Consider the following 25,587-nt stretch of genomic DNA (forward strand, 5'->3'; position numbering starts at 1 on the left):
AAAGAATACGTTATTTATAAAGTTGTTGTTGGCGAATATAGTTTTCAACGGAGTTGGGTAGTAAATCGTGGCAATCTAAACCTGCTTTGTGGCGAGCTCGAATGTCTGTCGCTGAAATATTATAAAGTGGTGTGTCAGCGAGGAATATTTTACCTGCGGGTAAGCAATGAATATCTTCTTGCTGTTTGGTTTGGTGCTTTTCCAACCATGCTTGCATTTGCGCTGATTCAAAATGAGTTTGATAACCAGGACGAGCACAAACTAATAAATGACACATGTCTAATAAACTTTCCCATTTGTGCCACGTATTTATTGAAAGCAATGAATCTTGACCAATAATAAAGGCCAAAGGTTGTTTCTCGCCAATTTCTTGTCTGAAGTCTCTTAATGTCTCGATGCTATAAGAGGGGGTTGGTTTTTCAAGCTCGCGGGTATCCACTTTAAAGGAGGAATACGGCTCAAGCGCAAGACGCACCATTTCAAGGCGTTGTTGAGAAGATGCTTCTGGTTGAGGGCGATGAGGAGGAATATTGTTAGGTAACCAAATCACTTCTTTTAAACCAATTAATCCTGAGAGTGCTTCAACAGGACGCAAATGCCCATAATGAATAGGATCAAATGTACCACCATATAAAGCGATGGCTTGGTTAATTAACGGTGTCGAGTGATTGGTTCTAGGCATGACTGACAAATCCTTCTGGTAGTGCTTTTCCACAAAGTAATAAGCCCAGAGCACTGAGCGAGGGCCAAACTGTCTGTCCGTAATCTTGCTTAATAGTAATTTCAATTGTTGCAAGTAATCGTATTGCTGTCAGCAATTGATGTTCAGATAAACGTTGTAGTGCTGCTGTGAATATTGGGCGTCGGTTTTGCCAAATTCGATGTTTATCAAAAATCGTTTTTAATGAAGCTGTTTTAGATTCACGATGTAGTGTAATCAGCTGCATTAACTCACGTTGTAAAGTTCTGAGTAAAATAACAGGTTCAGAGTCTTCTCTTTTGAGTTGTTGCAATATATGCCATGCACGTTGTGTTTTCCCTGCAAGTAATGCATCAACCCAGTGATAAGGGGTAAAATGTGACGCGTCATTGACCGCCGCTTCGACTCTTGGGAGTGTTAATTTACCGTCAGGGTACAGCAGCGAAAGGCGTTCGATGGCTTGTGCTAGTGCTAGTAAATTTCCTTCATAACAGTAGCAAAGTAATTGATTACCTTGTTCATCCAGCGCTAACCCTTTTTGTTTTGCTCGACGCGCAACCCAAGTAGGTAATTTATCAAGCTCAGGTGTTAGACAAGAAACATAGGTTCCATGTTGGCTTAATGTTTTAAACCATTCACTGTTTTCTTGCGCTTTTGTGAGTTTATTGCCACGTAAAATCAACAATAAATCTTGATGCAATTCTTGAGATAGGCGAGTGAGTTTCTCTGACATCGCTGCATTGGGGCCATTTTCAGGTAAATGCAGTAAAAGAGATTGTCTTTGAGAAAAAAGGCTTAGCGATTGACAAAGCGAGTAAATTTCATTCCAGTCTGTATTATTATCAAGGGTAAATTGATAGTGCTCGATAAATCCTTGGGATTTAGCTGTGGATTGAATAGCATCTTGAGATTCTTGGAGTAACAGAGGTTCATTACCCCAGAGTAGGTAACTTTGGCGCAGCCCCTCTTGGAGCTGCGTATTCAGTTGTTCTGGATATAAGCGGATCATTTGGCTGGTGAGATTATCTGTTTTGCCTGCTCAGCTTGTGCGGCTTTTTGGCGTTCAGCGTTGTGAACAACCAATAATTTACGCACTAATATCGCTGTCGCTTGTTCACGCATCTCTTGCTTGATAATGTCATTTTCAGCATCTTTCGCTAATGCTTCTAATGGGTTATCGAAGAATGGGCGTGAAACCTGTGATGAAATTGGGTAAATCGTACCATCAGGCATAATCACTTGTGCATCAAGCACAAATGTTAACTGACTCTCTGCTGATTTACCGTCTTGATACACAGATACGGTTTCTTTACTTTCTGATGAGCCGACAATTTTAAGAATAGGGATATTGGCTGTTGGATTTTCAACAAGCTGAACACCACTAAGTCTAAGTTGTTGACGCATTACTCGAGATAATGGGCCATAAGGGTCACCAGAGCTAAGATAAAGCGTTTTTAATTCTGCTGGAACCTGAGTTTTACCTTGAAGGTGAAAACCACAGCCAGCGGTGATTAACACCGCTAAACCGAAAAATAGCGAAAATAGATATCGCACTAGGCCTCCTTATCAGCCAACAACGATGTTCAGTAATTTGCCTGGAACATAGATGACTTTACGAATAGCCACATCTTCCAAGTATTTTGCAACACTGTACTCTTTTGTCGCCATTTCCTGAACATATTCTTTTTCTGAATTAGCCGGAACAGTAACACGACCACGAACTTTACCATTCACTTGAACGATAATCAGTTTAGTGTCATCAATCATGGCTTCTTCATCAGCAACAGGCCATGGCGCAACATCAACGTCTTCTTTACCACCTAATGCTTGCCACATAACAAAACATGCATGAGGAATAATTGGAGAAAGCATACGAACAATTGCTTCTAATGCTTCTTGCATTAATGCACGATCTTGTTCTGTTTCTTGTGTTGCACGAGTTAATTTATTCATTAACTCCATAATGGCAGCAATCGCGGTGTTAAAGGCTAAACGACGACCTACGTCATCAGATACTTTCGCAATCGTTTTATGTAAGTCACGACGTAAATCTTTTTGTTCTTCTGTCAGTGTAGAAAGATCAAGAGACTGTGTCGCTCCTTTTTGAGTGTGCTCGTGAACTAAACGCCATAAACGACGTAAGAAACGGTTTGCACCTTCAACGCTAGATTCTTGCCATTCCAGTGTTAATTCTGGTGGAGCAGCAAACATCATAAATAAACGAACGGTATCTGCACCATAACGTTCAACCATAGTTTGTGGGTCGATGCCGTTATTTTTAGATTTAGACATTTTGCTCATGCCAGCATAAGTCAATTCATGACCTTCGCTGTCAGTCGCTTTAATGATGCGATTTTTCTCATCACGTTCAACAATCGCTTCAGCAGGAGATACCCAATGGCGAGCACCATCTTCACCAGTGTGATAGAACGCATCCGCTAATACCATGCCTTGGCACAGTAAGCGTTTTGCTGGTTCATCCGAGTTTACTAAACCAGCATCACGCATCAGTTTATGGAAGAAGCGGAAATACATTAAGTGCATGATGGCGTGCTCAATACCACCAATATACCAGTCAACAGGTAACCAATAGTTAGCTGCTTTCGGATCTAACATGCCTTTATCGTAATCAGGGCAGGTATAACGAGCGTAATACCAAGAAGATTCCATAAAGGTGTCAAAAGTATCCGTTTCACGCAGCGCTGGTTGACCATTGATTGTGGTTTTTGCCCACTCAGGATCTGCTTTGATTGGGCTGGTGATCCCGTCCATTTTGACATCTTCTGGCAGGATAACTGGCAGCTGATCTTCAGGAACAGGAACAACAGTACCGTCTTCTAAAGTTGCCATTGGAATTGGCGCACCCCAGTAACGTTGACGAGAAACACCCCAGTCACGTAAACGGTAGTTAACTTTGCGCTCACCAACACCCATTTGTGCCAGTTTATCAGCAATAGCGTTAAAGCCAGCTTGGTTATCAAGACCTGTGAATTCACCAGAGTTAATCAGGCTATTTCTTTCAGTGAATACACTGGCAGAGACATCTGGTTGGTTACCTTCAGCATCTGCAATAACAGCTTTAATTGGTAAATTGTATTTAGTTGCAAATTCCCAGTCACGTTCATCATGGCCTGGAACCGCCATTACAGCACCCGTGCCGTATTCCATTAAGACAAAGTTAGCAACCCAAATAGCGACTTTTTCTTTAGTTAATGGATGAATAGCGTAAAGGCCTGTTGCAATCCCTTTTTTCTCCATTGTTGCCATATCGGCTTCTGCCATTTTCATGTTACGGCATTCATCAATGAATTGTTGAATTTCAGGATTATTTTGAGCAGCTTTTTGCGCTAATGGGTGACCTGCTGCAACTGCAACATAAGTGACGCCCATAAATGTATCTGGACGCGTTGTATAAACGGTCATTGTGTCGTTGCTGTCAGCAACATCAAATTTAATTTCGACACCTTCAGAGCGACCAATCCAGTTACGTTGCATGGTCTTAACTTGTTCAGGCCACTCATCTAACGTATCTAAATCGTTTAACAGCTCTTCGGCATACTCGGTAATTTTGATAAACCACTGTGGAATTTCTTTACGTTCAACAGGGGTATCACAACGCCAGCAGCAGCCATCGATAACTTGTTCGTTGGCTAAAACTGTTAAGTCATGTGGGCACCAGTTAACAGCAGAGGTCTTTTTATAAACTAAGCCTTTTTCATATAACTTAGTAAAGAACCACTGTTCCCAGCGATAATATTCTGGTGTACAGGTAGTGACTTCACGATCCCAATCGTAACCAAAACCCAGTTTTTTTAACTGGTTTTTCATGTAATTGATGTTTTCGTAAGTCCATGGTGCAGGGGCGGTTTTATTTTTTACTGCGGCACCTTCTGCTGGTAAGCCAAACGCATCCCAACCAATAGGCTGTAAGACGTTTTTACCTAGCATACGTTGATAACGGGAAATCACGTCACCAATGGTGTAGTTACGGACGTGTCCCATGTGTAGTCGGCCAGAAGGATAAGGTAGCATTGACAGGCAGTAATATTTTTCTTTGTTATTATCTTCTGTCACTTTAAATGTATTGTTCTTTTCCCAGTGTTCCTGGATAGTTTGCTCTATATCTTCGGGACGATATTGTTCTTGCATGGCACCGATAATCCTATGGTGAATTAATGGCTACCGGAGGGTAACCGCTATTATGAAATTAAGACTTGCATAGCATAGCTGATTTTGTCTAATAGCCACAACTATTGATCTCAATGAAAGCCACTGTTTGCATAACTTTTTCAAGACAATTGCGAGATATCTTGGAAAGAGTTAGAGCAAAAAGACAATAAATGCGTATTTTCTGAAAAAATAATAGGAATATTGCGAAAAAAGAAGATTATTTGATATTTAGTTGCGAGGTTAATCGAAATTATTATTTTGGGCTGACGTGCTGAAAAAGCACGCCAGCAGAGGAGATGTGGGAGTTAGTGTAGAATTTTAGCGAGGAAGTCTTTTGCTCGCGCTGATTTTGGATTATCAAAAAAATCATTTTTAGGTCTATCTTCCACAATTCGACCTTCATCCATAAAAATAATACGGTCAGCAACTTTTTTAGCAAAACCCATTTCATGGGTCACTACCATCATTGTCATACCTTCATTTGCAAGCTCTACCATTACATCAAGTACTTCATTAATCATTTCAGGATCAAGCGCTGATGTAGGTTCATCAAATAACATTGCAATAGGGTCCATGCATAATGCGCGAGCGATGGCGACACGTTGTTGTTGACCACCAGAAAGCTGAGCTGGATATTTGTTAGCATGGCTTGCTAATCCTACTCGCTCTAATAGCTTTAATCCTTTCTCTTTTGCGGCACCTTTCTCTCTATTAAGCACTTTAACTTGTGCCAGTGTAAGATTTTCAATAATAGAGAGGTGAGGGAAGAGTTCAAAATGTTGGAAAACCATACCCACTTTTGCTCGTAATTTAGCAAGATCAGTATGCTTGTCATTTACTTTGATTTCATTAACAAAGATCTCGCCTTGTTGTATCGGCTCTAAGCCATTCACTGTTTTGATCAGTGTTGATTTACCTGATCCAGAAGGTCCACAGACAACAACAACTTCCCCCTTTTTAACTTCAGTGGAACATTCAGTCAGTACTTGAAACTGACCATACCATTTGGATACGTCTTTTAGGGAAATCATCTAGGTAGTCCTTTTTTTAAGAAAGTTTACTAACATCGAAGCAGCGAAGCTAATGACAAAATAAATAAAACCAGCAAAGAGGATCATTTCAACTTGTGTACCATCTCGTTCTCCAATATTTGCCGCTGTTCTGAAAAAGTCAGTAAGACTTAAAACGTAAACCAAGGATGTATCTTGGAATAATACAATTCCTTGAGTCAGTAAAAGCGGGATCATGGCTCGAAAGGCTTGAGGTAGGATCACTAAACGCATGGTTTGTGATTTGGTCATACCTAACGCGAGTGAGGCTGAAAATTGTCCTTTGCTAACACTTTGAATACCTGCTCTTATAATTTCAGAGTAATAGGCCGCTTCAAATAAAGAGAACGCTATCATTGCTGAAATTAAACGGATATCACTTTTAGGTGAAAGTCCTAGAACATTTTGTAATATGTTAGGCACAATTAAATAAAACCACAGCAATACCATGACTAATGGGATAGAACGGAAGGTATTAACGTAAGCGGCTGCAAACCAGCTAATAGGCTTAAAGGTAGATAGGCGCATAACGGCAAGCACCGTTCCCCATAAAATACCGACCACAGTAGCAGTGATAGTGATTTTTAGTGTGATAGCCATTCCATCGACTAAAAATGGTAGGCTTGGAACAACAGAACTCCAGTCAAATTCGTACATTATTGACCTCCTGTTGTGCCGGGTAAGCGAACGCGTTTTTCAAGCCAATTCATTATTACCATAATGATGACATTGATAAATACATAGGCCAGAGTGATTGCTGTGAATGACTCATACGCTTTCGCGGAATAGTCGAGGAGTTTATTTGCTTGTGCCGCCATATCAATAAGTCCGATAGTAGAGGCAATCGCTGAGTTTTTCACGAGATTGAGCATTTCGGATGTCATTGGTGGAATAATGACTCGGTATGCATTGGGTAATAAAACATAACGATAAGTTTGAGGTAAAGTTAAGCCCAATGCTAAACCTGCGGCTTTTTGTCCGCGGGGTAATGAGTTTATTGCGGCTCTAACTTGTTCACACATACGCGCGGCGGTAAATAAACCTAAGCAGAGTGCTGATGAAACAAAAAATTGCACATTGGGCGCTAAGTCCATTTTAAACCAGTCGCCAATAGATTGAGGCAAGAGTTCAGGAATAACTAAATACCACGTAAAGAATTGAACAATAAGTGGTACGTTACGAAATAACTCAACATAAACAGTGCCTAAGCTTGAAAGCCAGCGATTAGGTACTGTGCGTAAAATCCCGAATAAAGAACCAACAAAAAAGGCAATAATCCAAGCGCATAAAGATAAGGCAATGGTGACTTGAAAGCCAGAAATCAGCCATCCTAAGTATGTGGTGTTTCCGAAAGGGGCTTCTTGGAAGAATATCCCCCAATCCCAATCAATCGACATGATTTCACCTCCGGTGAAAAAAGAGGGGCAGGGAACGGCTGCCCCAAACTTCACTGATCTGTCTGTCCAACAGATACTTTATAATTATTTATTTTGCATCAATTACTTATGTGTTTTTAATTCAATGCCTTATCATTTGGTGATGCAAATAATGCTTTCATTTCATCAGAGATGGTGAATTCTAAGTTAAGATTTTTAGGTGGGATCGGTGCATTAAACCAGCGATTGAACGATTTTTCTGCTTCACCCGATTTTTGTGCTTGAGCGATAGTTTCATCAATTAGTGCTTTGAATTGAGCATCATCTTTACGCAACATACAACCATAAGCTTCTTCAGATTGCGGGGTTCCTACAATTTCCCACTCACCTGGTTTTTTCGCTTTAGCACGCTCACCAGCCAGTAATGCGTCATCCATCATAAAGGCAACAGCACGACCTGATTCAAGTGTACGGAATGAGTCTCCATGATCTTTTGCGCTGATAATGCGCATATTCATCTTTTTCTCATCATTTAATTTGTTGAGTAACATTTCAGACGTTGTTCCTGATGTTACGACAACGTTTTTACCTGACAAGTCAGCAAAATCTTTAATTCCACTGTCTTTTTTCGCCAGTAAACGTGTACCTACGATGAAAATAGTATTAGAGAAACCAGCTTGTTGCTGACGAGCTTCATTGTTGGTTGTTGAGCCACACTCAAAATCAAATGTACCATTTTGTAATAATGGAATACGATTCTGAGAAGTAATAGGAATGAGGCGAACTTGTAAGTTTGGTTTGCCTATTTTGTCTTTTACAGCCTGCACAATTAGGTTGGAATAGTCTTGCGAATAGCCAACGACTTTCTGTTGATTATCATAGTAAGAGAAAGGAACAGAGGATTCTCTGTGTCCAACAATAATAATATCGTTGTCATTGATTTTCTTTAAGGTTCCAGTGAGTTCTTCTGCCTGCACTGCTCCTGCCGCCCCTAAGATCATTAATGATAATGCTAGTTTACGCATGCGCATAATAACTCCTGTCGTGGTGATAAGTGATATTGGTGTTTTGCTTTGTGTTGCTTTTTTGTTTTAATTTGTTTTGATAATGTTAATAGATAGAACAAATAACATACTGTTGGGAAGTGCAATTTGTGAAATACGAGAGGTATCTCCCAATAAAAGAATGAAATCAAATGTAGTTGATTATTTTTTTGGAAGTTGTTTTCAATATTTAAAATTATTGTAGTAGAAACCTTATAGAAATAAAGGTTAAAGATGAAAATTTGAGATGATGCGAAAAATAAACTAAGTAGGGATTTGTAAAGTTTGTCTTAAGGAGTTGTTTGTCTGTGGATTACCGTTAAGATAGCGAGTCATATTGATGAGGAACATCTATGAGTAATTGGCGGTCAGGTCGCTGGCTAGTGGTGATAACAGTTTTGCTGATCTTGTGTTGTATTGTTCAGCGTTCATTAGGTGCCCACATCATTAGTGAGCGCTTAGCAACAGCTGTTGCTCAAACACAATACCCACTATCAACACCAATTGCTGATGAGAATAGCGTAACAGAGCACACTTTTTCATTGTCTACCTGTGAATTAAGCGCCAAATCATTATTATCTGTTCCTCCATTAACAATAGAGCCATTTTTCCATTCATGGGTTGTATTACTGTTGTTAAGCATGGCTGCTGTCTATGTATCGCGTCAGCATAATCAGAAAAAACACCATCATCCACCTCCACCAATCAGACTTCACCTTCATTATTGTATTTTGAGGGATTAGAAATTTCCTTTTAGCTAAAAGATTGCTCGTCTATTTTGGACGTGGCTTTATGTGTAGCGTTGTAGGAATTTTTAGGGAGTTGTTATGTTTCGTTCTTTTGTTATGGCGTTGATATTAACGCTATTTACTTTATCTACTTCTCAAGCAGCAGATACAGGCTGGTTAACCACGCCTGATAATTCTCATGCACAAGTTAGGGCGACAGCACAAAAGTTCCCAACGGGTGATGTGAAAGTTTTACTTGAAGTACAGCTTGAGTCTGGATGGAAAACGTATTGGCGTTCTCCAGGAGAAGGTGGTGTTGCCCCTGAAATTAATTGGTCGCAAGATGTAAGTACAATGATTTGGCATTGGCCTTCGCCTTCAGCTTTTGATGTAGCGGGTATTCACACACAAGGTTATGATAAACAAGTTATTTTCCCCATTGAGTTATCTCCTGTTCACGCTGATCGTTTAATAGGCGTTTTAACTTTATCAACATGCAGTAATGTCTGCATTCTGACTGACTACACTTTAGATTTAGATCTTACCGAACCTGTGCCTGCTGATTTTGAATGGCAATATAATCAGGCAATGGCCAAAATTCCTGTTGGAACGGGATTAATATCATCAGTTTCTTCTGGTTATAACAATAGCCAACTCACTATCTCTTTACAAAAAGAGCAAGGTGCTTGGGTTAAACCTAATATTTATCTCGATCCTCCTGAAGGTATGCTTTACGGTATTCCAAAATTAAAGCATCAAGATAAAAACCTATTTGTCACGGTTGATGTGACAGATGATTGGGGGGATGCTGCTGGTAATATCTCAGGTAAGGTACTTTCTTTTGTTATTACTGACCAAGATTTTTCTCGTCAAGTTAATGACATAATAGGGCATGGAAAAGAGGAGACTGCTCCACCTTCTAATTCAGGTATTGGGCTTTGGGGTATTCTTGCTTTTGCACTATTGGGCGGCTTAATTCTGAATTTAATGCCCTGCGTATTACCCGTACTTGCGATGAAAATGGGATCAATTTTACATCTCGAAAATCGTGATAAAGGCGTTATTCGCAAGCAATTTTCTATCTCTGTTTTAGGTATTTTAGTCTCATTTTGGGCGCTAGCTCTGTTTATGACAGGCTTACGTTATAGCCAAGAAGCTTTAGGTTGGGGGATCCAATTCCAAAGTCCTTGGTTTATTGGCTTTATGGTATTAGTTACCGCTATTTTTACTGCAAATCTATTCGGATTATTTGAACTGCGTTTAAGTAGCAATATGAATACCAAAATGGCAACAGCGGGTGGACAAGGATATAGCCGACACTTTTGGGAAGGTGCATTTGCAACCTTACTCGCGACACCTTGCTCAGCACCGTTTTTAGGAACCGCAGTCGCTTATGCACTTATAGCGCCTCTAAATGAACTATGGCTTATTTTTACTGCCCTAGGAATTGGAATGAGTTTGCCTTGGATCTTAGTGGCAATATTTCCATCTATCGCCAAAGCACTACCAAAACCAGGTAAATGGATGAATCGCCTAAGAGTTGTTTTGGGCTTTATGATGCTGTTGTCGAGTATTTGGCTAATAACGCTCTTGATCCCTCACTTAGGAATGCCAATAGTTGCAGGTATTTTTGTTATTATTGGGCTGTTGTTATTGTTTGCTATCGCAAAACATTATGGCAAAAAAGTATTATTGATTTCTACCGCGGTAGCCTTTCTTTTAGGGGGAAGCACCTATCTATTTGTGGAGCAACCAGCAAGCCAAACACTTGCGGGTCAAGATACGATAAATTGGCAACCTTTATCAGAAGAAGCGATACACCAAGCATTAGCAGAAAATAAACGCGTATTTGTTGATGTAACAGCTGATTGGTGTGTAACCTGCAAAGCAAACAAATACAATGTATTATTGCGAGAAGAGATCCAAACTGCACTTTCTGCACCAGATATTGTTGCATTAAGAGGGGATTGGACTAAACCCTCCGATAAGATCACTCAATTTTTAAAACAACGTGGTCAAGTTGCAGTACCTTTTAACCAAGTTTATGGACCTTGCCATAAAGATGGCGTGGTTTTACCTCCTATTTTAAATAAAGATTCAACATTGACAGTTCTTTCTGAGGCTAAAGGAGCCCAATAATGAAAAAAACACTTTCTGCACTGGTTATCTCTTCGTTACTTTTTGGTGCAAATGTACAAGCAGCAGCGTTAAGTGCGGATCAGGAAAAAGAAGTTCGTGCGCTGGTTCGTGATACGTTAATTAAAAATCCAGAAATTTTGGAAGAAGCTATCACAGCATTACAAGCGCAAAAAGCAGATGAGCAACAAGCTCAATTCCGTACTGCATTAAAAGCAGAGCATGACGCATTATATAACGATGCAGCAAGCCCTCGTATTGGTGCCAAAGACGCTAAGTTAGTGTTGGTTTCTTTTACTGATTATAACTGCCCTTATTGCAAACGCTTCGACCCATTATTAGAACAAATCACAAAAGATTATCCTGAAGTTGCCGTGATTATTAAACCACTGCCATTTAAAGGTGAAAGTTCTGCAAAAGCCTCTCAAGCGGTACTTTCAGTTTGGAAAGAAGATCCAAAAGCATTCTTAGCATTACACCAACGTTTAATGCAGAAGAAAACAATGCTTGATAACGCAAGTATTGATGATGCAATGAAAACAACCAATACAAGCAAAGTGAAATTAACCGATGAAAGCCTAAAAGCGTTACATAATAACTTAGATCTTTCTCGTAAGTTAGGTATTCAAGGTACACCAGCAACGGTTGTTGGCGATATGGTTATCCCTGGTGCTGTTGATTACGCTCAGCTAGAAGTGATTGTTAAAGAACAACTGGCTAAAGTGAAAAAATAATGCGTAGTCGCTTACGAAAGTGGAGTAAAGAACTGATTGTTCTGATTGTCATTTTCGTTGTAGCTTCTTTTGCAATGGATTGGTGGCGTCAACCTATGCCACCAGCCTTAACGAATTTACCTGAGCTATATACTGTTGATAATAAAGTTGTTTCTTTAGCTGAATTGAGTGCTGAAAAGCCTTTATTAATCTATTTTTGGGCAACTTGGTGTGGAGTTTGTAAACTCACAACTCCCTCAGTAAATTCGTTAGCACTAGATGGTTATAATGTGACATCTGTTGCGATCCGTTCTGGTGATAACGCAAAGTTAGAGCGCGGCATTCAGTCTAAAGGATTGGTCTTTCCTGTAATAAATGATAGTCGAGGGGATATTTCTCAGCAGTGGAAAATTAGCGCAACACCTTCATTTGTTATTGTTTATAAAGGGGAAATGGTAGGCTTTACGAGCGGTTGGTCATCTTCATGGGGATTAAAACTACGTTTATGGTGGGCAGGCCTTTGAACGGTATACAAACAATCATTTTAGGCTTTTATCAATTAAAAATAACGGAATTCAATATAATAATGAATTCCGTTATTTTATTTTGCTTTACTCAACTCGCCGTTTAATAAAGGCGATGATAAAAAATAATCCAACCATTATCCACAATGGTGTATTACCCCACTTGTAATAAGGGGTTAATCCAGTTGTTGGTGTGATTTTTTCTGCTAAAGCACCTTCTTCAAACTGAGGAAGTTGAGAAATAACATCACCATTGGCTGCAATAAAGGCGGTAATACCGTTATTCGTTGAGCGTAATAATGGTCTTCCTAACTCTAAAGAGCGCATTCTTGCCATTTGAAAATGTTGCCAAGGGCCGATTGAATTACCAAACCACGCATCATTAGAAATCGTTAATAAGAATCGTGTATCGGGTTTAAAATTAGCGCGGACTTGTTCACCTAAAATAATTTCGTAACAAATAGCTGCGGTTATTTTGGCATCATTGACAGTGAGCTGAGGCTGTACATATTCACCTTGGCTTAATGATGACATCGGTAAATTAAAGAAAGGCGCAAGTGGGCGTAATAGCGATTCTAATGGTACATATTCACCAAAAGGAACAAGGTGATGTTTGTTATAGCGATCTGTTGCTGGGTATTGGTAAGCATAGTGTTCACCTAATGTGATGACACTATTGTAGAAACGATAACCTTCTAATGTCGGTCGAGCATCAATAATTCCCGTCATTAAATGGGTATCTTGCTCTCTCAGTTGCTTATCAAGCTCAGCTAAAAAGCCTTGTTGTTGAATTTCAACATCAGGGATCGCTGATTCAGGCCAAATAATAAGATTTGCATTACCGATAAAAGGGCGGCTTAAAGTGAGATAGGTTTTTAGCGTGCTCTCTAATGTACCGGGTTCCCATTTTAATGATTGTGCAATATTTCCTTGGATTAATGCAATTTCTTGCGTTTCATCGGGTAAAGGTTGATACCACTGATAGGACTTAAAGCTGATAGGTAATACTAATAAAAGCAGTGCAACCACGACGCTATAAATCGATTTGCGATAGAGTGCAAACGCAATTAATCCACTGATAACGGTTAGGAGTAGCGTTATCATGGTAACACCAAAAATAGGTGCAATGCCTTTTAATGGGCCATCAATCTGGCTATAACCAAACTGCAACCAAGGGAAGCCGGATAACACCCAACCTCTTAAGAATTCAGTGATTTGCCATAATGCAGGAGCTGCAAATACAAACCGCCAGAGTGTTGGTTTTGGAAAAAACTTATTCAGTAATCCTGCAAATAATAGCGTGTAGAGTGATAAATAGAGAGCTAATAAAATCACTAAAAAGATATTTATCGCAAACGGCATACCACCAAAATCAGCGATACTGACGTAAACCCAATTTACGCCGCTACCAAATAATCCAAATCCCCAAGCAAAGCCAAGGAATGCGCCTTGGCGAGTTGTGCGGTGAGTGATTATCAGTAATAAGCCAAGTAGTGAAATTAACGCCGCAGGCCAAAAATCAAATGGCGAAAATGCTAATGTGCCAATGGCACCGAAAAAAACCGCCAGAAAGGCGCGAACCCACTGGCGGTTTAAGAAAGAGATCTTATTCATTGATATCCTATGCATCATTACCTAGTTCAGGGATTGGCGCATCATCGGGGATATGCACATAAACCTGAATGATCTTACGGCTATCTGCCATAACAACTTTAAATTGGTAATTATCAATAGTAATAGTTTCACCACGAGCAGGAAGGTGACCAAAGGCTTGCATGACTAAACCGCCAATCGTATCAACTTCTTCATCGCTGAAATGCGTACCGAACGCTTCATTGAAATCTTCTATCTGGGTTAAAGCTCGAACTGAGTAAGCGTGACGACTTAACGGACGAATATCAATATCATCCTCATCATCATACTCATCTTCAATTTCGCCTACGATAAGTTCAAGAATATCCTCAATTGTGACGAGTCCAGATACGCCTCCAAATTCATCGATCACAATCGCCATATGATAGCGTTGAGAGCGGAACTCTTTTAATAGGCGATCAACCCGTTTGCTTTCAGGCACAACAACAGCAGAGCGTAAGACTTTATCCATACTAAATGGCTCTGCGTCGGTACGCATAAATGGCAGTAGATCTTTCGCCATTAATAAGCCTTCAATATGATCTTTGTCCTCGCTAATGACTGGGAAACGAGAATGTGCTGAATCAATAATCACATCTAAACACTCATCAAGGGTTTGATTGCGTTTTAGTGTGACAATTTGCGAGCGAGGGATCATAATGTCCCGAACGCGTTGTTCAGCAATATCCATTACCCCTTCAAGCATGTCGCGGGTGTCGGGATCAATTAATTCTTTCTGTTCAGAATCGCGGATAAGCTCCATCAGATCATCACGGTTTTTAGGTTCACCGTGGAACCACTGATTAAGCAGTGTGAGAAACCCTTTCTTAGGACCAGGGTTATCGTTACTCGAAGATTGGTCGTCGCTCATGGCGTTTTAACTATTTTTCCTCATTGAATGGTTAATTAGATATAGTATTTATCATAAAAATAAGAGAACTGTTACTCTTTTTCAATCAAATAGGGATCTGTATAACCTAAATTTTGTAAGATTTCTGTCTCTAAACCTTCCATTTCTTCGGCTTCATCATCTTCAATATGATCATAGCCTAAAAGATGGAGACATCCATGAATAACCATGTGTGCCCAATGTTCTTCAACAGTCTTACTCTGCTCAACCGCCTCTTTTTCTACCACTTGGCGGCAAATAATCAAATCACCTAATAACGGCAATTCAATTTCAGGCGGAGCCTCAAAGGGAAAAGAAAGCACGTTAGTCGGTTTGTCTTTTCCACGATAAGTGAGATTCAGTTCGTGACTTTCTGCCTCATCAACAATACGAATAGTCACTTCACTTACAGGTTGAAATTGCGGTAATACCGCTTCTAACCATGTCATAAATTGGGCTTCAGTAGGAAGCCCTTGCGCATTTTCACTTGCTACTTGTAAATCAAGGATAACTTCACTCATGATTTTCTCTCTGAAGCTTCTCTTTTTCTGCTTTGATAGCTTGGCGGCGTTTTTGATCTTCCATTTCCCAAGCTTCATAGGCGATAACAATTTTGGCAACCACCGGATGGCGAACAACGTCTTCACTATGGAAAAAGTTAAAACTTAAGTCATTAACATCAGATAAAACTTCAATGGCATGACGTAAGCCTGATTTATTGCCTCTTGGCAGGTCAATTTGGGTAATATCCCCAGTGATAACCGCTTTAGAGTTAAAGCCAATACGTGTTAAGAACATTTTCATCTGTTCGATGGTCGTGTTTTGGCTTTCATCAAGAATAATAAAGGCGTCATTTAATGTGCGCCCACGCATATAGGCGAGGGGTGCGACTTCAATGACATTACGCTCTATTAGTTTCTCAACTTTTTCAAAACCTAACATCTCAAATAACGCATCATAAAGTGGTCGTAAATAGGGATCGACTTTTTGACTTAAATCGCCCGGTAAAAAGCCCAGTTTTTCACCCGCTTCAACCGCAGGGCGCGTTAATAAAATACGACGCACTTCTTGGCGTTCAAGAGCATCAACAGCAGCAGCAACAGCCAGATAAGTTTTCCCTGTACCAGCAGGCCCAATACCAAAAGTAATATCATGAGTCTGGATATTGGCAATATATTGTGCCTGATTCGGTGTACGAGGTTTTATCACACCTCGCTTAGTTCGAATATTGGTTGATTTCCCAAATTCAGGAACATGCTCATCACTTTGCTCAAGCACACGGCTTTCTTTGATTGCAAGGTGAATTTGTTCAGGGTCGATATCGGGGATCACGCCTTTAATTGGCGAGGTTTCCACATACAGGCGACGTAAAATTCCTGCGGCTGCATTGACACACAATGATTTTCCCGTGAGTTTAAAACGGTTATCACGATGATTAATCTCGATACCTAAACGGCGCTCAAGTTGCTTAATATTATCGTCAAATGGACCACATAGGCTCATTAAACGGGCATTGTCAGCTGGCTCTAAGAAGATTTCTTGGGTCGCTACCTGTGCATGTGCTATTACTGTCACTGATTATCCTTTTGTTCAATCTGATCAATTAAGGTTGGTAAACACCTACCCCTAATTCATCTTCTTTACGTGTACGTGCAATGACGGATTCTGGAGATTCGTGAATACGTAAATCCATTTGGTCTTCCGTTCTAACAACTTTACCACGTAGTGAGTTGGCATAAACGTCAACAATCTCAACATCAACGAACTTACCAATCATATCTGGTGTACCTTCAAAGTTAACCACACGGTTATTCTCAGTACGACCAGAAAGCTCCATCACATTTTTACGTGAAGGCCCTTCAACTAGAATACGCTGTACCGTATTTAACATTGCACGGCTAAAGTTCATTGCTTGTTGATTGATGCGCTGTTGTAGCAGATATAAACGTTGTTTCTTCTCATCTTCACTAACGTCATCAGGTAAATCAGCCGCTGGGGTGCCCGGACGTGCTGAATAGATGAAACTAAAGCTCATATCGAAATTAACATCCGCAATTAATTGCATGGTTTTTTCAAAGTCGTCTTGGGTTTCACCCGGGAAACCAATGATAAAGTCTGAACTTATCAGAATACCAGGACGTGCTTTGCGTAGTTTGCGAATGATGCTCTTATATTCAAGTGCAGTATGGTTACGCTTCATTAATGTTAGAATGCGGTCAGAACCACTTTGCACTGGCAAGTGTAAATAGCTGACTAATTCTGGAGTATCTTCATAAACCGCAACAATATCGTCAGTAAATTCGATAGGATGGCTGGTAGTAAAGCGAATGCGGTCAATGCCGTCAATTGCGGCGACTAAGCGAATTAATTCAGCAAAGCTACAGATTTGACCATCAAAAGTAGCGCCTCGGTAGGCGTTAACGTTTTGACCTAACAAGTTTACTTCGCGCACACCTTGTGCCGCTAATTGAGCAATTTCAAATAGCACATCATCACAAGGGCGGCTAACTTCTTCACCGCGTGTGTAAGGAACTACGCAGAAAGAGCAGTATTTGTTACAGCCTTCCATGATGGAGACGAAAGCAGAAGGACCTTCAGCGCGAGGCTCTGGTAAACGGTCAAATTTTTCGATTTCAGGGAAGCTGATATCGACAACAGGGCTTTTAGTCCCTTTAACCTGATTAATCATTTCAGGTAAACGGTGTAAAGTTTGTGGTCCGAAGATAATATCGACACACTGCGCACGTTGACGGATGTATTCACCTTCTTGAGAAGCAACACAACCGCCGACGCCAATGATAATATCGGGTTTATTATCTTTAAAATATTTCCAACGTCCTAACTGATGAAAGACTTTTTCTTGTGCTTTCTCACGGATAGAACAGGTATTTAGCAGTAGAATGTCCGCGTCTTCGGCGACATCGGTTAACTGATAACCGTGGGTGCTTTCGAGTAGGTCTGCCATTTTGGATGAATCGTACTCATTCATCTGACAGCCCCAAGTTTTAATGTACAGTTTTTTTATCGTCGACATTGTGTAAATCCGGTATTTTCAGTGAGACAATAGCTAATCATTGGAAAACGTTGCGTGTAATAAGCCAATAAGGCGGTTATTGTAGTCATTTGTGTGGTCAGTGACTAGAGCAAGTCGGCGCTAATTCTCTATGGCGTTTAGTTTAATCGAAATAAACTGAAACAGCGCTTACCTATTATTTAAAGTAATGAGTTATGGCATAACAATGATGAGTAATGTAAAAAACGATTTTGATGCAATCATCGCTGGTGGAGGGATGATTGGCGCTGCTGTTGCAATTGGGCTGGCGCAAGAAGGATTGCGTGTTGCAATGATTGAACGGCAGTCTCCAGCACCTTTTGATGCGTCATCTCATCCTGATATCCGTATTTCTGCGATTAGTTGCGCGTCTGTTAGTCTATTAAAACAATTAGGTGCATGGCAACATGTTTTAGCGATGCGTTCTGCGCCTTATCTTACCTTAGAAACATGGGAAGAAGAAAATGCCCATGTGGTTTTTGATGCTAAAAGCTTAGGTTTACCAGAATTAGGCTATATGGTTGAAAACCGAATTTTGCAATTAGCCCTTTGGCAAGAGGCTGAACGTTATAGCAATATCACTTTATTATGTCCAAATAGTCTAAGTAAAATGACTTATTTAGATGATAAATGGAAAGTAACCCTTTCTGATGGCAGTGAAGTGACCACAAATTTAGTGGTGGGTGCGGATGGTGCAAACTCTCAAGTGCGCCAATTTGCGGGTATTGGTAGCAATGGCTGGCAATATCGTCAATCTTGTATGCTGATCACCGTGAAAACAGAGTTGCCTCCTGAAAAGGGTACATGGCAACGTTTTTACCCTTCAGGACCTCGTGCTTATTTACCGCTTTTTGATAATTGGGCTTGTTTAGTTTGGTATGACTCGCCTGACAGAATTAGAAAACTGCAAAATATGACAATGGCGCAGTTAGAAAAAGAAATTCAACATGCTTTTCCTGAGCGATTAGGTAAAGCGACACCTATTGCAGCAGGTTCATTCCCATTAACGCGTCAGCATGCAAGTCGTTATGTTGATAAAGGCATTGTTTTGTTGGGAGATGCGGCTCACACCATCAATCCTTTAGCGGGGCAGGGCGTTAATTTAGGTTACCGTGATGTGGATTGTTTCTTAGATTTAGTCGCTGATGCCAAAAAACATTTTGAGCCTTGGGATTCAATGGCGTTATTGAAGAAATATCAGCGCCGTCGTATGCCTGATAATTTAGTAATGCAAGCGGGCATGGACGTATTTTATCACGCCTTTAGCCACCAATTACCGGGTTTAAAAGTTGTTAGAAATATCGGTCTTTTAGCTGCTCAACATGCAGGAAAAGCGAAAGAAGCTGCATTACGTTATGCGTTAGGTATTAAGTAATTAGAAATGCGATGATCTGAGTTGAATATCAGCAATAAGATCATCGCATTGTTGTTATGCTTTTAAATGCTTGGCATGAAAAGCAATATGCTCACCAATAAAGCTCGCCACAAAGTAGTAACTGTGATCGTACCCTTGATGTAAATTCAATTGATAAGGAAATTGTTTTGCATCACAAGCTTGTGAAAATAATTCAGGCTTCAGCTGCTCTTGATAGAAAGGATCATCGATTCCGACATCAACACGCATAGGTAATACACTTTCTGCTTGGCTAATCAATGCCACCGCATCATATAGGTGCCATTGTGTCGTATCATCGCCTAAATAAGCGCTAAACGCTTTTTTACCCCAAGGAACAACTGACGGTGCTACTATCGGAGAAAAAGCTGACACACTGCGGTAGCGTGTCGAATTTCGCAATGCAATTGTTAGTGCCCCATGACCTCCCATCGAATGCCCACTAATGGCACGTTGATGAGTCACAGGAAAATGCGTTTCTATCAGTGTAGGAAGTTCATCAACAATGTAGTCATACATATTGTAATGAGTATTCCACGGCGATTGTGTCGCATTAAGGTAAAAACCTGCGCCTTGCCCTAAATCATAAGCACTATCATCAGCGACATTTTCACCACGAGGACTGGTATCAGGTACGACTAAAATAATGCCATGCTGCGCCGCAAATTGTTGAGCTCCCGCTTTAGTAATGAAATTTTGTTCGTTGCAGGTTAAGCCTGATAACCAATATAAAACAGGGTATTTTTGCTCTTCTTCCATAGGAGGAAGGTAGATGGCAAATTTCATCTCACAATTTAACGTCTTTGAGGTATGTTGATAGACTTCTTGCCAACCGCCAAAGCAGGCGTGACGTTCAATCCTTTCCATTTTGACTCCTTTAAAAGCAAAGACAAACCTATGAGACATAGGTTTGAAGATGATTAATCGAAATGAATAACCGTTCGGATTGATTTACCTTCATGCATTAAATCAAAGGCTTCGTTAATGTCTTCAAGCGGTAATGTGTGAGTGACAAATGGCTTTAGTTCGATAGTACCTTTCATCGCATCTTCAACCATACCCGGTAATTGGCTGCGACCTTTAACACCACCAAAAGCGGTACCTTTCCATGAACGGCCTGTGACTAATTGGAAAGGACGAGTTGAGATCTCTTGTCCTGCACCAGCAACACCAATAATAATGGATTGACCCCAGCCACGATGTGCACTTTCTAATGCAGCTCTCATGACATTAACGTTACCAATACATTCAAAAGTATGGTCAACACCCCATTGTGTCATTTCAACAAGGACTTGCTGAATGGGCTTGTCGTAGTCATTAGGATTTAAGCAATCTGTAGCACCAAATTGACGTGCTAATTCAAATTTTTCAGGATTAGTATCAATCGCAAAAATTCGACCTGCTTTGGCTTGTCTTGCACCTTGAAGAACAGCAAGGCCAATGCCTCCTAAACCAAACACTGCAACCGAATCACCTTCTTGCACTTTTGCTGTATTGTGAACCGCGCCAATACCGGTTGTTACGCCACAACCTAATAAGCAAACTTCTTCGTGATTGGCTTCTGGATTGATTTTTGCCAGAGAAACTTCAGCCACCACAGTGTATTCGCTAAAAGTAGAGCATCCCATATAGTGATAAATAGGCTGCCCGTTATAAGAAAAACGTGTTGTTCCATCTGGCATTAAACCTTTACCTTGCGTTGCTCTGACTGCAACACATAAGTTTGTTTTGCCTGATTTACAGAATAGACATTCACCACATTCAGCAGTGTACAGAGGAATAACGTGATCGCCTGGTTTAACGCTAGTGACACCTTCACCAACCTCTACAACTACACCAGCACCTTCATGACCAAGAATTGCAGGGAATACACCTTCAGGATCATCACCAGAGAGTGTAAATGCGTCTGTATGGCAAACACCGGTGTGGCTAATTTTTATGAGCACTTCACCCGCTTGAGGTGGCATTACATCAACTTCAACGATTTTTAAAGGTTCTCCTGGCCCAAATGCGACCGCAGCACGAGATTTCATGGTGTATCCTTTTTGTTATTAACGCAGGTAAGTGCGGATAAGTGAAATGGCATCATCAACGGAATTTTTTTGATCTTCAGGAGAAGCGACGGCATCCATAAGACCTTCACGTAAATGACTTTCGAGTACTCCAGCCATCAGGCCATTGATAGCACCTCTGATGGCGGCAATTTGTTGTAATACCTGACCGCATTCATTTTCATTTTCAAGTGCAGTTTCTAATGCAAGAAGCTGCCCTTTAATTTTTCTTACGCGAGTTAACGCGGCTTTTTTTTCTGCTGGTGAGTGTGGCATACATAATCCTTAAATATACTATGGGGGAGTATAGTATCTGGAGGGATATATGTACAGAGGGATCAATAAAGTGTGGAGTGATGAGAATAAATAAAAAATGATGATGTGGAGAATGTTGATCTTTGAGAGTGAGTAGAGGAATAAGAAAAGAAGGAGGGAATAATGATGTTTAGATAACAGATAGGAAAAAATGAAGAGATAAAAACAAAAAAGACCCGCTATTGCGAGTCTTATCTGTTGATTTCGTGATAAACACGTTAATAATCAATGGTGCGGGAGGCGAGACTTGAACTCGCACACCTTGCGGCGCCAGAACCTAAATCTGGTGCGTCTACCAATTTCGCCACTCCCGCATACAACTTTTCAGAAAAAAAGACTCGCTCTGCGAGTCTCTCTTTCAAAATATGGCTGGGATACCAGGATTCGAACCTGGGAATGCCAGGATCAAAACCTGGTGCCTTACCGCTTGGCGATATCCCAAAAAATGGTGGCTATGACGGGATTCGAACCTGTGACCCCAACATTATGAGTGTTGTGCTCTAACCAGCTGAGCTACATAGCCTTATTGAATCTAGCTATCTTTCTTTTGAAAGATGGCTGGGGTACCAGGATTCGAACCTGGGAATGCCAGGATCAAAACCTGGTGCCTTACCGCTTGGCGATACCCCATCCGCTAATTCAATTGTCAACACACTTATTTATCAGAAATATGGCTGGGATACCAGGATTCGAACCTGGGAATGCCAGGATCAAAACCTGGTGCCTTACCGCTTGGCGATATCCCAACTGATAAATTCTTGACGAGGTTAAAATGGTGCGGGAGGCGAGACTTGAACTCGCACACCTTGCGGCGCCAGAACCTAAATCTGGTGCGTCTACCAATTTCGCCACTCCCGCAAAAATATGGTGGCTATGACGGGATTCGAACCTGTGACCCCAACATTATGAGTGTTGTGCTCTAACCAGCTGAGCTACATAGCCATCTTTTTTTGCATAACCTTCGTCGGCGTTGCGGGGCGCATTATGCGTATTACAGACAAATCCGTCAACTGCTTTTTGCATTAATTTTCGAGAAACGTGTCCGTTTGCTCGATGGTTAATCATTTTGTCGAAAAAAGATCCAAAAAACAACCTTGTTGATGAAAAATATCTCAAAGAATAAGGCGCAATAGTGTGTGAATAAAAAGAAAAAACAAAGCAGTAAGAGAAATGATATTAAGCTAAAGAAGGAAAAGATGAAGAACAATGAGTATAAAAAAAGAAATGAGGTGAAAAACTCACGCTACATTTCTTTTTCTTTGGATATTACTGATTGAATTTTAGACTTATTTCGCAATAAAGGTTAGAAAAGTATATATTCAACTCAAAAAGTATAATTTATCGACAATAAATTACTTTTCTAATAGCTGTTGAAGCAATTCTCCGTTAAGCATTGCGCGTTTAGTTAAGGCAAAAGCCCCTATGGCAGAACGATGATCAAGCTCTGATGTGACGACAGGAAGCTCTTCTCTGAATTCTTTTAATACTTGCGTATTAATACAACTTTGAATTGAGGGAAGTAAAACTTCAGCTGCTTCAGTCAATTCACCCGCTAAAACCACTTTTTGTGGGTTAAATAAGTTAATAGCGATAGCAATAGCTTTACCTAAATGTAAACCCACTTGTTTGATAGTTTCGACTGCTAGCGGGTCATTTTTAACAGCAGCTCGACAAATATCTTGGATTTGGCACTGTGTTGGCGATAAATACTGGCTTGGGTAGCCTTGCTCTAATTGATAGCGCACTTTGGCTTCGATAGCAGTATTGGATGCAATCGTTTCTAAACAACCAAAATTACCACAATGGCAACGTTCACCTAGAGGATCGATTTGAATATGACCAATTTCCCCTAGGTTACCACGCTGGTTGAGCAGAATTTTATTATTAATGATAACACCTGCACCTGCACCACGATGTATCCGGACGAGTAGTGAGTCTTCACAATCTCGTGTGGCACCAAAATAGTTTTCAGCGAGTGCAAGGCTTCGAATATCATGCCCAGCATAACAAGGTAGGCTAAAGCGTTTTTCTAAGCTATTTACCAGAGCCCAATTATCTACTTTCATATGAGGCATATAGCGAACAATGCCTTTATTTGGATCAACAAGACCGGGCAAGATCACGGAAATTGAAATAAGCTCACGAATGCGACGTTGATTTTGTTTAATAAAATCATCAATTGCATTGATGAGCAGGGCTTCAACTTCATTTTGAGTACTCTGCTCTAAAGGGTAGTGCTGCTCAATGATGACTTTACCGCTCAGATCGTAAAGAGCGACAGTAGCATCATTACGCCCCAATCGCACACTGACTGTATTAAAGTTGCGGTGTTCAACAATAATAGAGATTGCGCGACGCCCACCTGTTGATGCCTGTTGATCAACCTCTTTGATTAAGCCTCGTTCAAGCAACTGACGAGTAATTTTAGTCACACTGGCTGGCGCTAGTTGGCTTTGTTCGGCTATTTGGATACGGGAAATTGGCCCGTGTTGATCAATCAGTCGATACACAATCGCACTGTTAAGTTGTTTAACAAGATCGATATTGCCAATTTGCGTTTCAGTGTTGTTATGACTCATCAGCATAGACATCCATTAGTTATTCAGTTATTTCGATACCATTGACAAACGTTGTGCAAAGGTTGAAGTCCTTGTCGAAAGAAGTGAGGTTAGCAATTTTTCCTGCTTCAATTGTTCCCAATTCTTTTTCCATTCCGATTGCACGAGCAGGATAAAGTGTTGCCATCCGCAATGTTTCATCTAATGGAATACCTACATGGATCACGCTATTTTTAATTGCACCAATCATGGTCAGTGATGATCCACTTAATGTGCCATCTGCATCGACACAAAGACCATTACGATAATATATGGTTTTACCCGCAAAAACGAAGCTATCCATCTCATTTTTACTAGGATCAAGCCCTGCTGGCGCAGTTGCATCTGTGACTAAAAGTAGTTTTTCACCTTTCAGACGCTTACTGTTACGAATATTTGCCCATGAAACATGTAAACCATCGGCAATGATACCAGCATAAACCTCAGGTGTATCATAAATGGCACCTACAAGCCCCGGCCCTCTGCCTGTAATATAAGGCATTGCGTTGTAAAGGTGAGTCGATAATGAGATACCATTACGGAATCCTTTACGTGCTTCTTCATAAGTCGAATTGGAGTGACCCGCAGAAACAATGATACCTGCTTTGATTAATTGACGAACATACTTTTCATCAACCATTTCAGGTGCTAGGGTGATTTTAGCGATAACATCAGCATTATCGCACAAATAGTCAATCATCTGTGCACTAGGTTGGCGAATAAACTGTGGATCATGAGTCCCTTTTTTAATTACATTGATATAAGGGCCTTCTAAATGTAATCCCAACACTTTATTTTCATGTTTCTTCATATAAGCACGAGTTGCGTCAATGCCTATTTTCATCAATTCATCAGAACAGGTAATTAACGTGGGTAAATAGCTAGTGCAACCTAAACGTTCATTTGCTTTTTGCATAATTTCTAACGTTTCAACGGTGACATTTTCAGGCGTGTCATTAAATTGTACGCCACCACAGCCATTAACCTGTAAATCGATAAAACCGGGAGAGACAATTGCACCTTTCATATCACGAACAGTGATATCTTTTGGCAGTTGATCCTGTGGGCAAACCTGCTCAATACGGGAGCCGTTAATAATAATGGCGTGGTTTTCTAAACGGTCGAAACCTGTATAAATAACAGCATTTGTTAAGGCAAACATACCTTTGTCTCCTGATAAGGGAAGTCAATCTAAAAATCCGATATCAGCCAGCAAATT

At 40.6% G+C, this 25,587-nt stretch carries 23 protein-coding genes and 7 tRNA genes; 5 read left to right on the forward strand and 25 right to left on the reverse strand.

Annotated features, from left to right (window positions below):
• Positions 1 to 10 precede the first annotated feature (10 nt).
• The 8 genes from nadD to ACWPWK_RS15230 form a co-directional block, all read right to left on the reverse strand.
• The gene (gene nadD, locus ACWPWK_RS15195) at positions 11 to 682 is read right to left on the reverse strand and encodes a nicotinate-nucleotide adenylyltransferase (protein WP_109374082.1); all 672 of its coding nucleotides are present in this window, start codon (positions 680 to 682) and stop codon (positions 11 to 13) included.
• Positions 675 to 1,709, reverse strand: a complete 1,035-nt coding sequence (holA, locus tag ACWPWK_RS15200; protein ID WP_109374083.1) for a DNA polymerase III subunit delta — start codon at positions 1,707 to 1,709, stop codon at positions 675 to 677. Before holA ends, nadD begins: the two co-directional genes overlap by 8 nt.
• Positions 1,706 to 2,254: an LPS assembly lipoprotein LptE gene (gene lptE, locus ACWPWK_RS15205; protein ID WP_109374084.1), complete on the reverse strand. Its 549-nt coding sequence runs from the start codon at positions 2,252 to 2,254 to the stop codon at positions 1,706 to 1,708. Before lptE ends, holA begins: the two co-directional genes overlap by 4 nt.
• 12 nt (positions 2,255 to 2,266) lie before the next feature.
• Positions 2,267 to 4,849, reverse strand: coding sequence for a leucine--tRNA ligase (leuS, locus tag ACWPWK_RS15210; protein ID WP_109374085.1), 2,583 nt, complete (start codon positions 4,847 to 4,849; stop codon positions 2,267 to 2,269).
• Positions 4,850 to 5,175: 326 nt separating this feature from the next.
• Positions 5,176 to 5,901, reverse strand: a complete 726-nt coding sequence (locus tag ACWPWK_RS15215) for an amino acid ABC transporter ATP-binding protein (protein ID WP_109374086.1) — start codon at positions 5,899 to 5,901, stop codon at positions 5,176 to 5,178.
• Positions 5,902 to 6,576 carry a glutamate/aspartate ABC transporter permease GltK gene (gltK, locus tag ACWPWK_RS15220; RefSeq protein ID WP_109374087.1) on the reverse strand — a complete coding sequence of 225 codons (675 nt, stop codon included), beginning with the start codon at positions 6,574 to 6,576 and terminating at the stop codon, positions 5,902 to 5,904.
• Complete coding sequence (locus ACWPWK_RS15225) at positions 6,576 to 7,316, reverse strand: amino acid ABC transporter permease (RefSeq protein ID WP_109374088.1); 741 nt, start codon at positions 7,314 to 7,316, stop codon at positions 6,576 to 6,578. Before ACWPWK_RS15225 ends, gltK begins: the two co-directional genes overlap by 1 nt.
• A gap of 116 nt (positions 7,317 to 7,432) precedes the next feature.
• On the reverse strand, positions 7,433 to 8,326 hold the full coding sequence (locus ACWPWK_RS15230; RefSeq protein WP_109374089.1) for an amino acid ABC transporter substrate-binding protein: 894 nt from the start codon (positions 8,324 to 8,326) through the stop codon (positions 7,433 to 7,435).
• Positions 8,327 to 8,691: 365 nt separating this feature from the next.
• Between ACWPWK_RS15230 and ACWPWK_RS15235 the strand changes: the two genes are divergently transcribed.
• The 4 genes from ACWPWK_RS15235 (at position 8,692) to ACWPWK_RS15250 (ending at position 12,439) form a co-directional block, all read left to right on the forward strand.
• The gene (locus tag ACWPWK_RS15235; RefSeq protein ID WP_109374090.1) at positions 8,692 to 9,081 is read left to right on the forward strand and encodes a metal resistance protein; all 390 of its coding nucleotides are present in this window, start codon (positions 8,692 to 8,694) and stop codon (positions 9,079 to 9,081) included.
• 84 nt (positions 9,082 to 9,165) lie between these two features.
• Positions 9,166 to 11,205 (forward strand): protein-disulfide reductase DsbD family protein, encoded by a 2,040-nt coding sequence (locus ACWPWK_RS15240; RefSeq protein ID WP_109374091.1) that lies wholly within the window; start codon positions 9,166 to 9,168, stop codon positions 11,203 to 11,205.
• A complete protein-coding gene (locus tag ACWPWK_RS15245) occupies positions 11,205 to 11,936 on the forward strand; it encodes a DsbA family protein (protein WP_454209196.1) in 732 nt (243 codons plus the stop codon). The genes ACWPWK_RS15240 and ACWPWK_RS15245 overlap by 1 nt, the downstream gene beginning before the upstream one ends.
• On the forward strand, positions 11,936 to 12,439 hold the full coding sequence (locus tag ACWPWK_RS15250) for a protein disulfide oxidoreductase (RefSeq protein WP_109374093.1): 504 nt from the start codon (positions 11,936 to 11,938) through the stop codon (positions 12,437 to 12,439). Before ACWPWK_RS15245 ends, ACWPWK_RS15250 begins: the two co-directional genes overlap by 1 nt.
• A gap of 87 nt (positions 12,440 to 12,526) precedes the next feature.
• Here ACWPWK_RS15250 and lnt read toward each other — a convergent pair whose 3' ends face one another.
• The 5 genes from lnt to miaB all read right to left on the reverse strand — a co-directional run bounded on the left by lnt (position 12,527) and on the right by miaB (position 17,994).
• Positions 12,527 to 14,053: an apolipoprotein N-acyltransferase gene (gene lnt, locus ACWPWK_RS15255; protein WP_109374094.1), complete on the reverse strand. Its 1,527-nt coding sequence runs from the start codon at positions 14,051 to 14,053 to the stop codon at positions 12,527 to 12,529.
• Between the two features lie 7 nt (positions 14,054 to 14,060).
• Positions 14,061 to 14,942, reverse strand: coding sequence for a CNNM family magnesium/cobalt transport protein CorC (gene corC, locus ACWPWK_RS15260; protein WP_023581153.1), 882 nt, complete (start codon positions 14,940 to 14,942; stop codon positions 14,061 to 14,063).
• A 71-nt stretch (positions 14,943 to 15,013) separates the two neighbouring features.
• Complete coding sequence (gene ybeY / locus ACWPWK_RS15265) at positions 15,014 to 15,481, reverse strand: rRNA maturation RNase YbeY (RefSeq protein WP_109374095.1); 468 nt, start codon at positions 15,479 to 15,481, stop codon at positions 15,014 to 15,016.
• Positions 15,474 to 16,535, reverse strand: coding sequence for a PhoH family protein (locus ACWPWK_RS15270; RefSeq protein ID WP_109374096.1), 1,062 nt, complete (start codon positions 16,533 to 16,535; stop codon positions 15,474 to 15,476). Before ACWPWK_RS15270 ends, ybeY begins: the two co-directional genes overlap by 8 nt.
• A gap of 28 nt (positions 16,536 to 16,563) precedes the next feature.
• Positions 16,564 to 17,994, reverse strand: coding sequence for a tRNA (N6-isopentenyl adenosine(37)-C2)-methylthiotransferase MiaB (gene miaB / locus ACWPWK_RS15275; RefSeq protein ID WP_109374097.1), 1,431 nt, complete (start codon positions 17,992 to 17,994; stop codon positions 16,564 to 16,566).
• A gap of 205 nt (positions 17,995 to 18,199) precedes the next feature.
• Here miaB and ubiF point away from each other — a divergent pair, with 205 nt between their 5' ends.
• Entirely contained in the window at positions 18,200 to 19,387 is a 1,188-nt protein-coding gene (gene ubiF / locus ACWPWK_RS15280) for a 3-demethoxyubiquinol 3-hydroxylase (RefSeq protein ID WP_109374098.1), read from the forward strand.
• Between the two features lie 54 nt (positions 19,388 to 19,441).
• Here ubiF and fghA read toward each other — a convergent pair whose 3' ends face one another.
• The 12 genes from fghA to nagA all read right to left on the reverse strand — a co-directional run bounded on the left by fghA (position 19,442) and on the right by nagA (position 25,530).
• Positions 19,442 to 20,272: an S-formylglutathione hydrolase gene (gene fghA / locus ACWPWK_RS15285; protein WP_109374099.1), complete on the reverse strand. Its 831-nt coding sequence runs from the start codon at positions 20,270 to 20,272 to the stop codon at positions 19,442 to 19,444.
• Between the two features lie 53 nt (positions 20,273 to 20,325).
• Positions 20,326 to 21,438, reverse strand: a complete 1,113-nt coding sequence (locus tag ACWPWK_RS15290; protein WP_109374100.1) for an S-(hydroxymethyl)glutathione dehydrogenase/class III alcohol dehydrogenase — start codon at positions 21,436 to 21,438, stop codon at positions 20,326 to 20,328.
• A gap of 18 nt (positions 21,439 to 21,456) precedes the next feature.
• Complete coding sequence (locus tag ACWPWK_RS15295; protein ID WP_036938507.1) at positions 21,457 to 21,732, reverse strand: metal-sensing transcriptional repressor; 276 nt, start codon at positions 21,730 to 21,732, stop codon at positions 21,457 to 21,459.
• A 268-nt stretch (positions 21,733 to 22,000) separates the two neighbouring features.
• A tRNA-Leu gene (locus ACWPWK_RS15300) sits at positions 22,001 to 22,085 on the reverse strand.
• Positions 22,086 to 22,137: 52 nt separating this feature from the next.
• Positions 22,138 to 22,212: transfer RNA gene (locus ACWPWK_RS15305), tRNA-Gln, on the reverse strand.
• Between the two features lie 5 nt (positions 22,213 to 22,217).
• Positions 22,218 to 22,294, reverse strand: a tRNA-Met gene (locus tag ACWPWK_RS15310).
• 32 nt (positions 22,295 to 22,326) lie between these two features.
• A tRNA-Gln gene (locus ACWPWK_RS15315) sits at positions 22,327 to 22,401 on the reverse strand.
• Between the two features lie 41 nt (positions 22,402 to 22,442).
• A tRNA-Gln gene (locus ACWPWK_RS15320) sits at positions 22,443 to 22,517 on the reverse strand.
• A 27-nt stretch (positions 22,518 to 22,544) separates the two neighbouring features.
• Positions 22,545 to 22,629 (reverse strand) — tRNA-Leu (locus ACWPWK_RS15325).
• Between the two features lie 7 nt (positions 22,630 to 22,636).
• A tRNA-Met gene (locus tag ACWPWK_RS15330) sits at positions 22,637 to 22,713 on the reverse strand.
• Positions 22,714 to 23,123: 410 nt separating this feature from the next.
• Complete coding sequence (gene nagC / locus ACWPWK_RS15335) at positions 23,124 to 24,356, reverse strand: DNA-binding transcriptional regulator NagC (RefSeq protein ID WP_088493435.1); 1,233 nt, start codon at positions 24,354 to 24,356, stop codon at positions 23,124 to 23,126.
• A 13-nt stretch (positions 24,357 to 24,369) separates the two neighbouring features.
• Positions 24,370 to 25,530 carry an N-acetylglucosamine-6-phosphate deacetylase gene (gene nagA / locus ACWPWK_RS15340; RefSeq protein ID WP_109374101.1) on the reverse strand — a complete coding sequence of 387 codons (1,161 nt, stop codon included), beginning with the start codon at positions 25,528 to 25,530 and terminating at the stop codon, positions 24,370 to 24,372.
• Positions 25,531 to 25,587: the final 57 nt, after the last annotated feature.

The organism is Proteus sp. Marseille-Q3619, assembly GCF_965283115.1.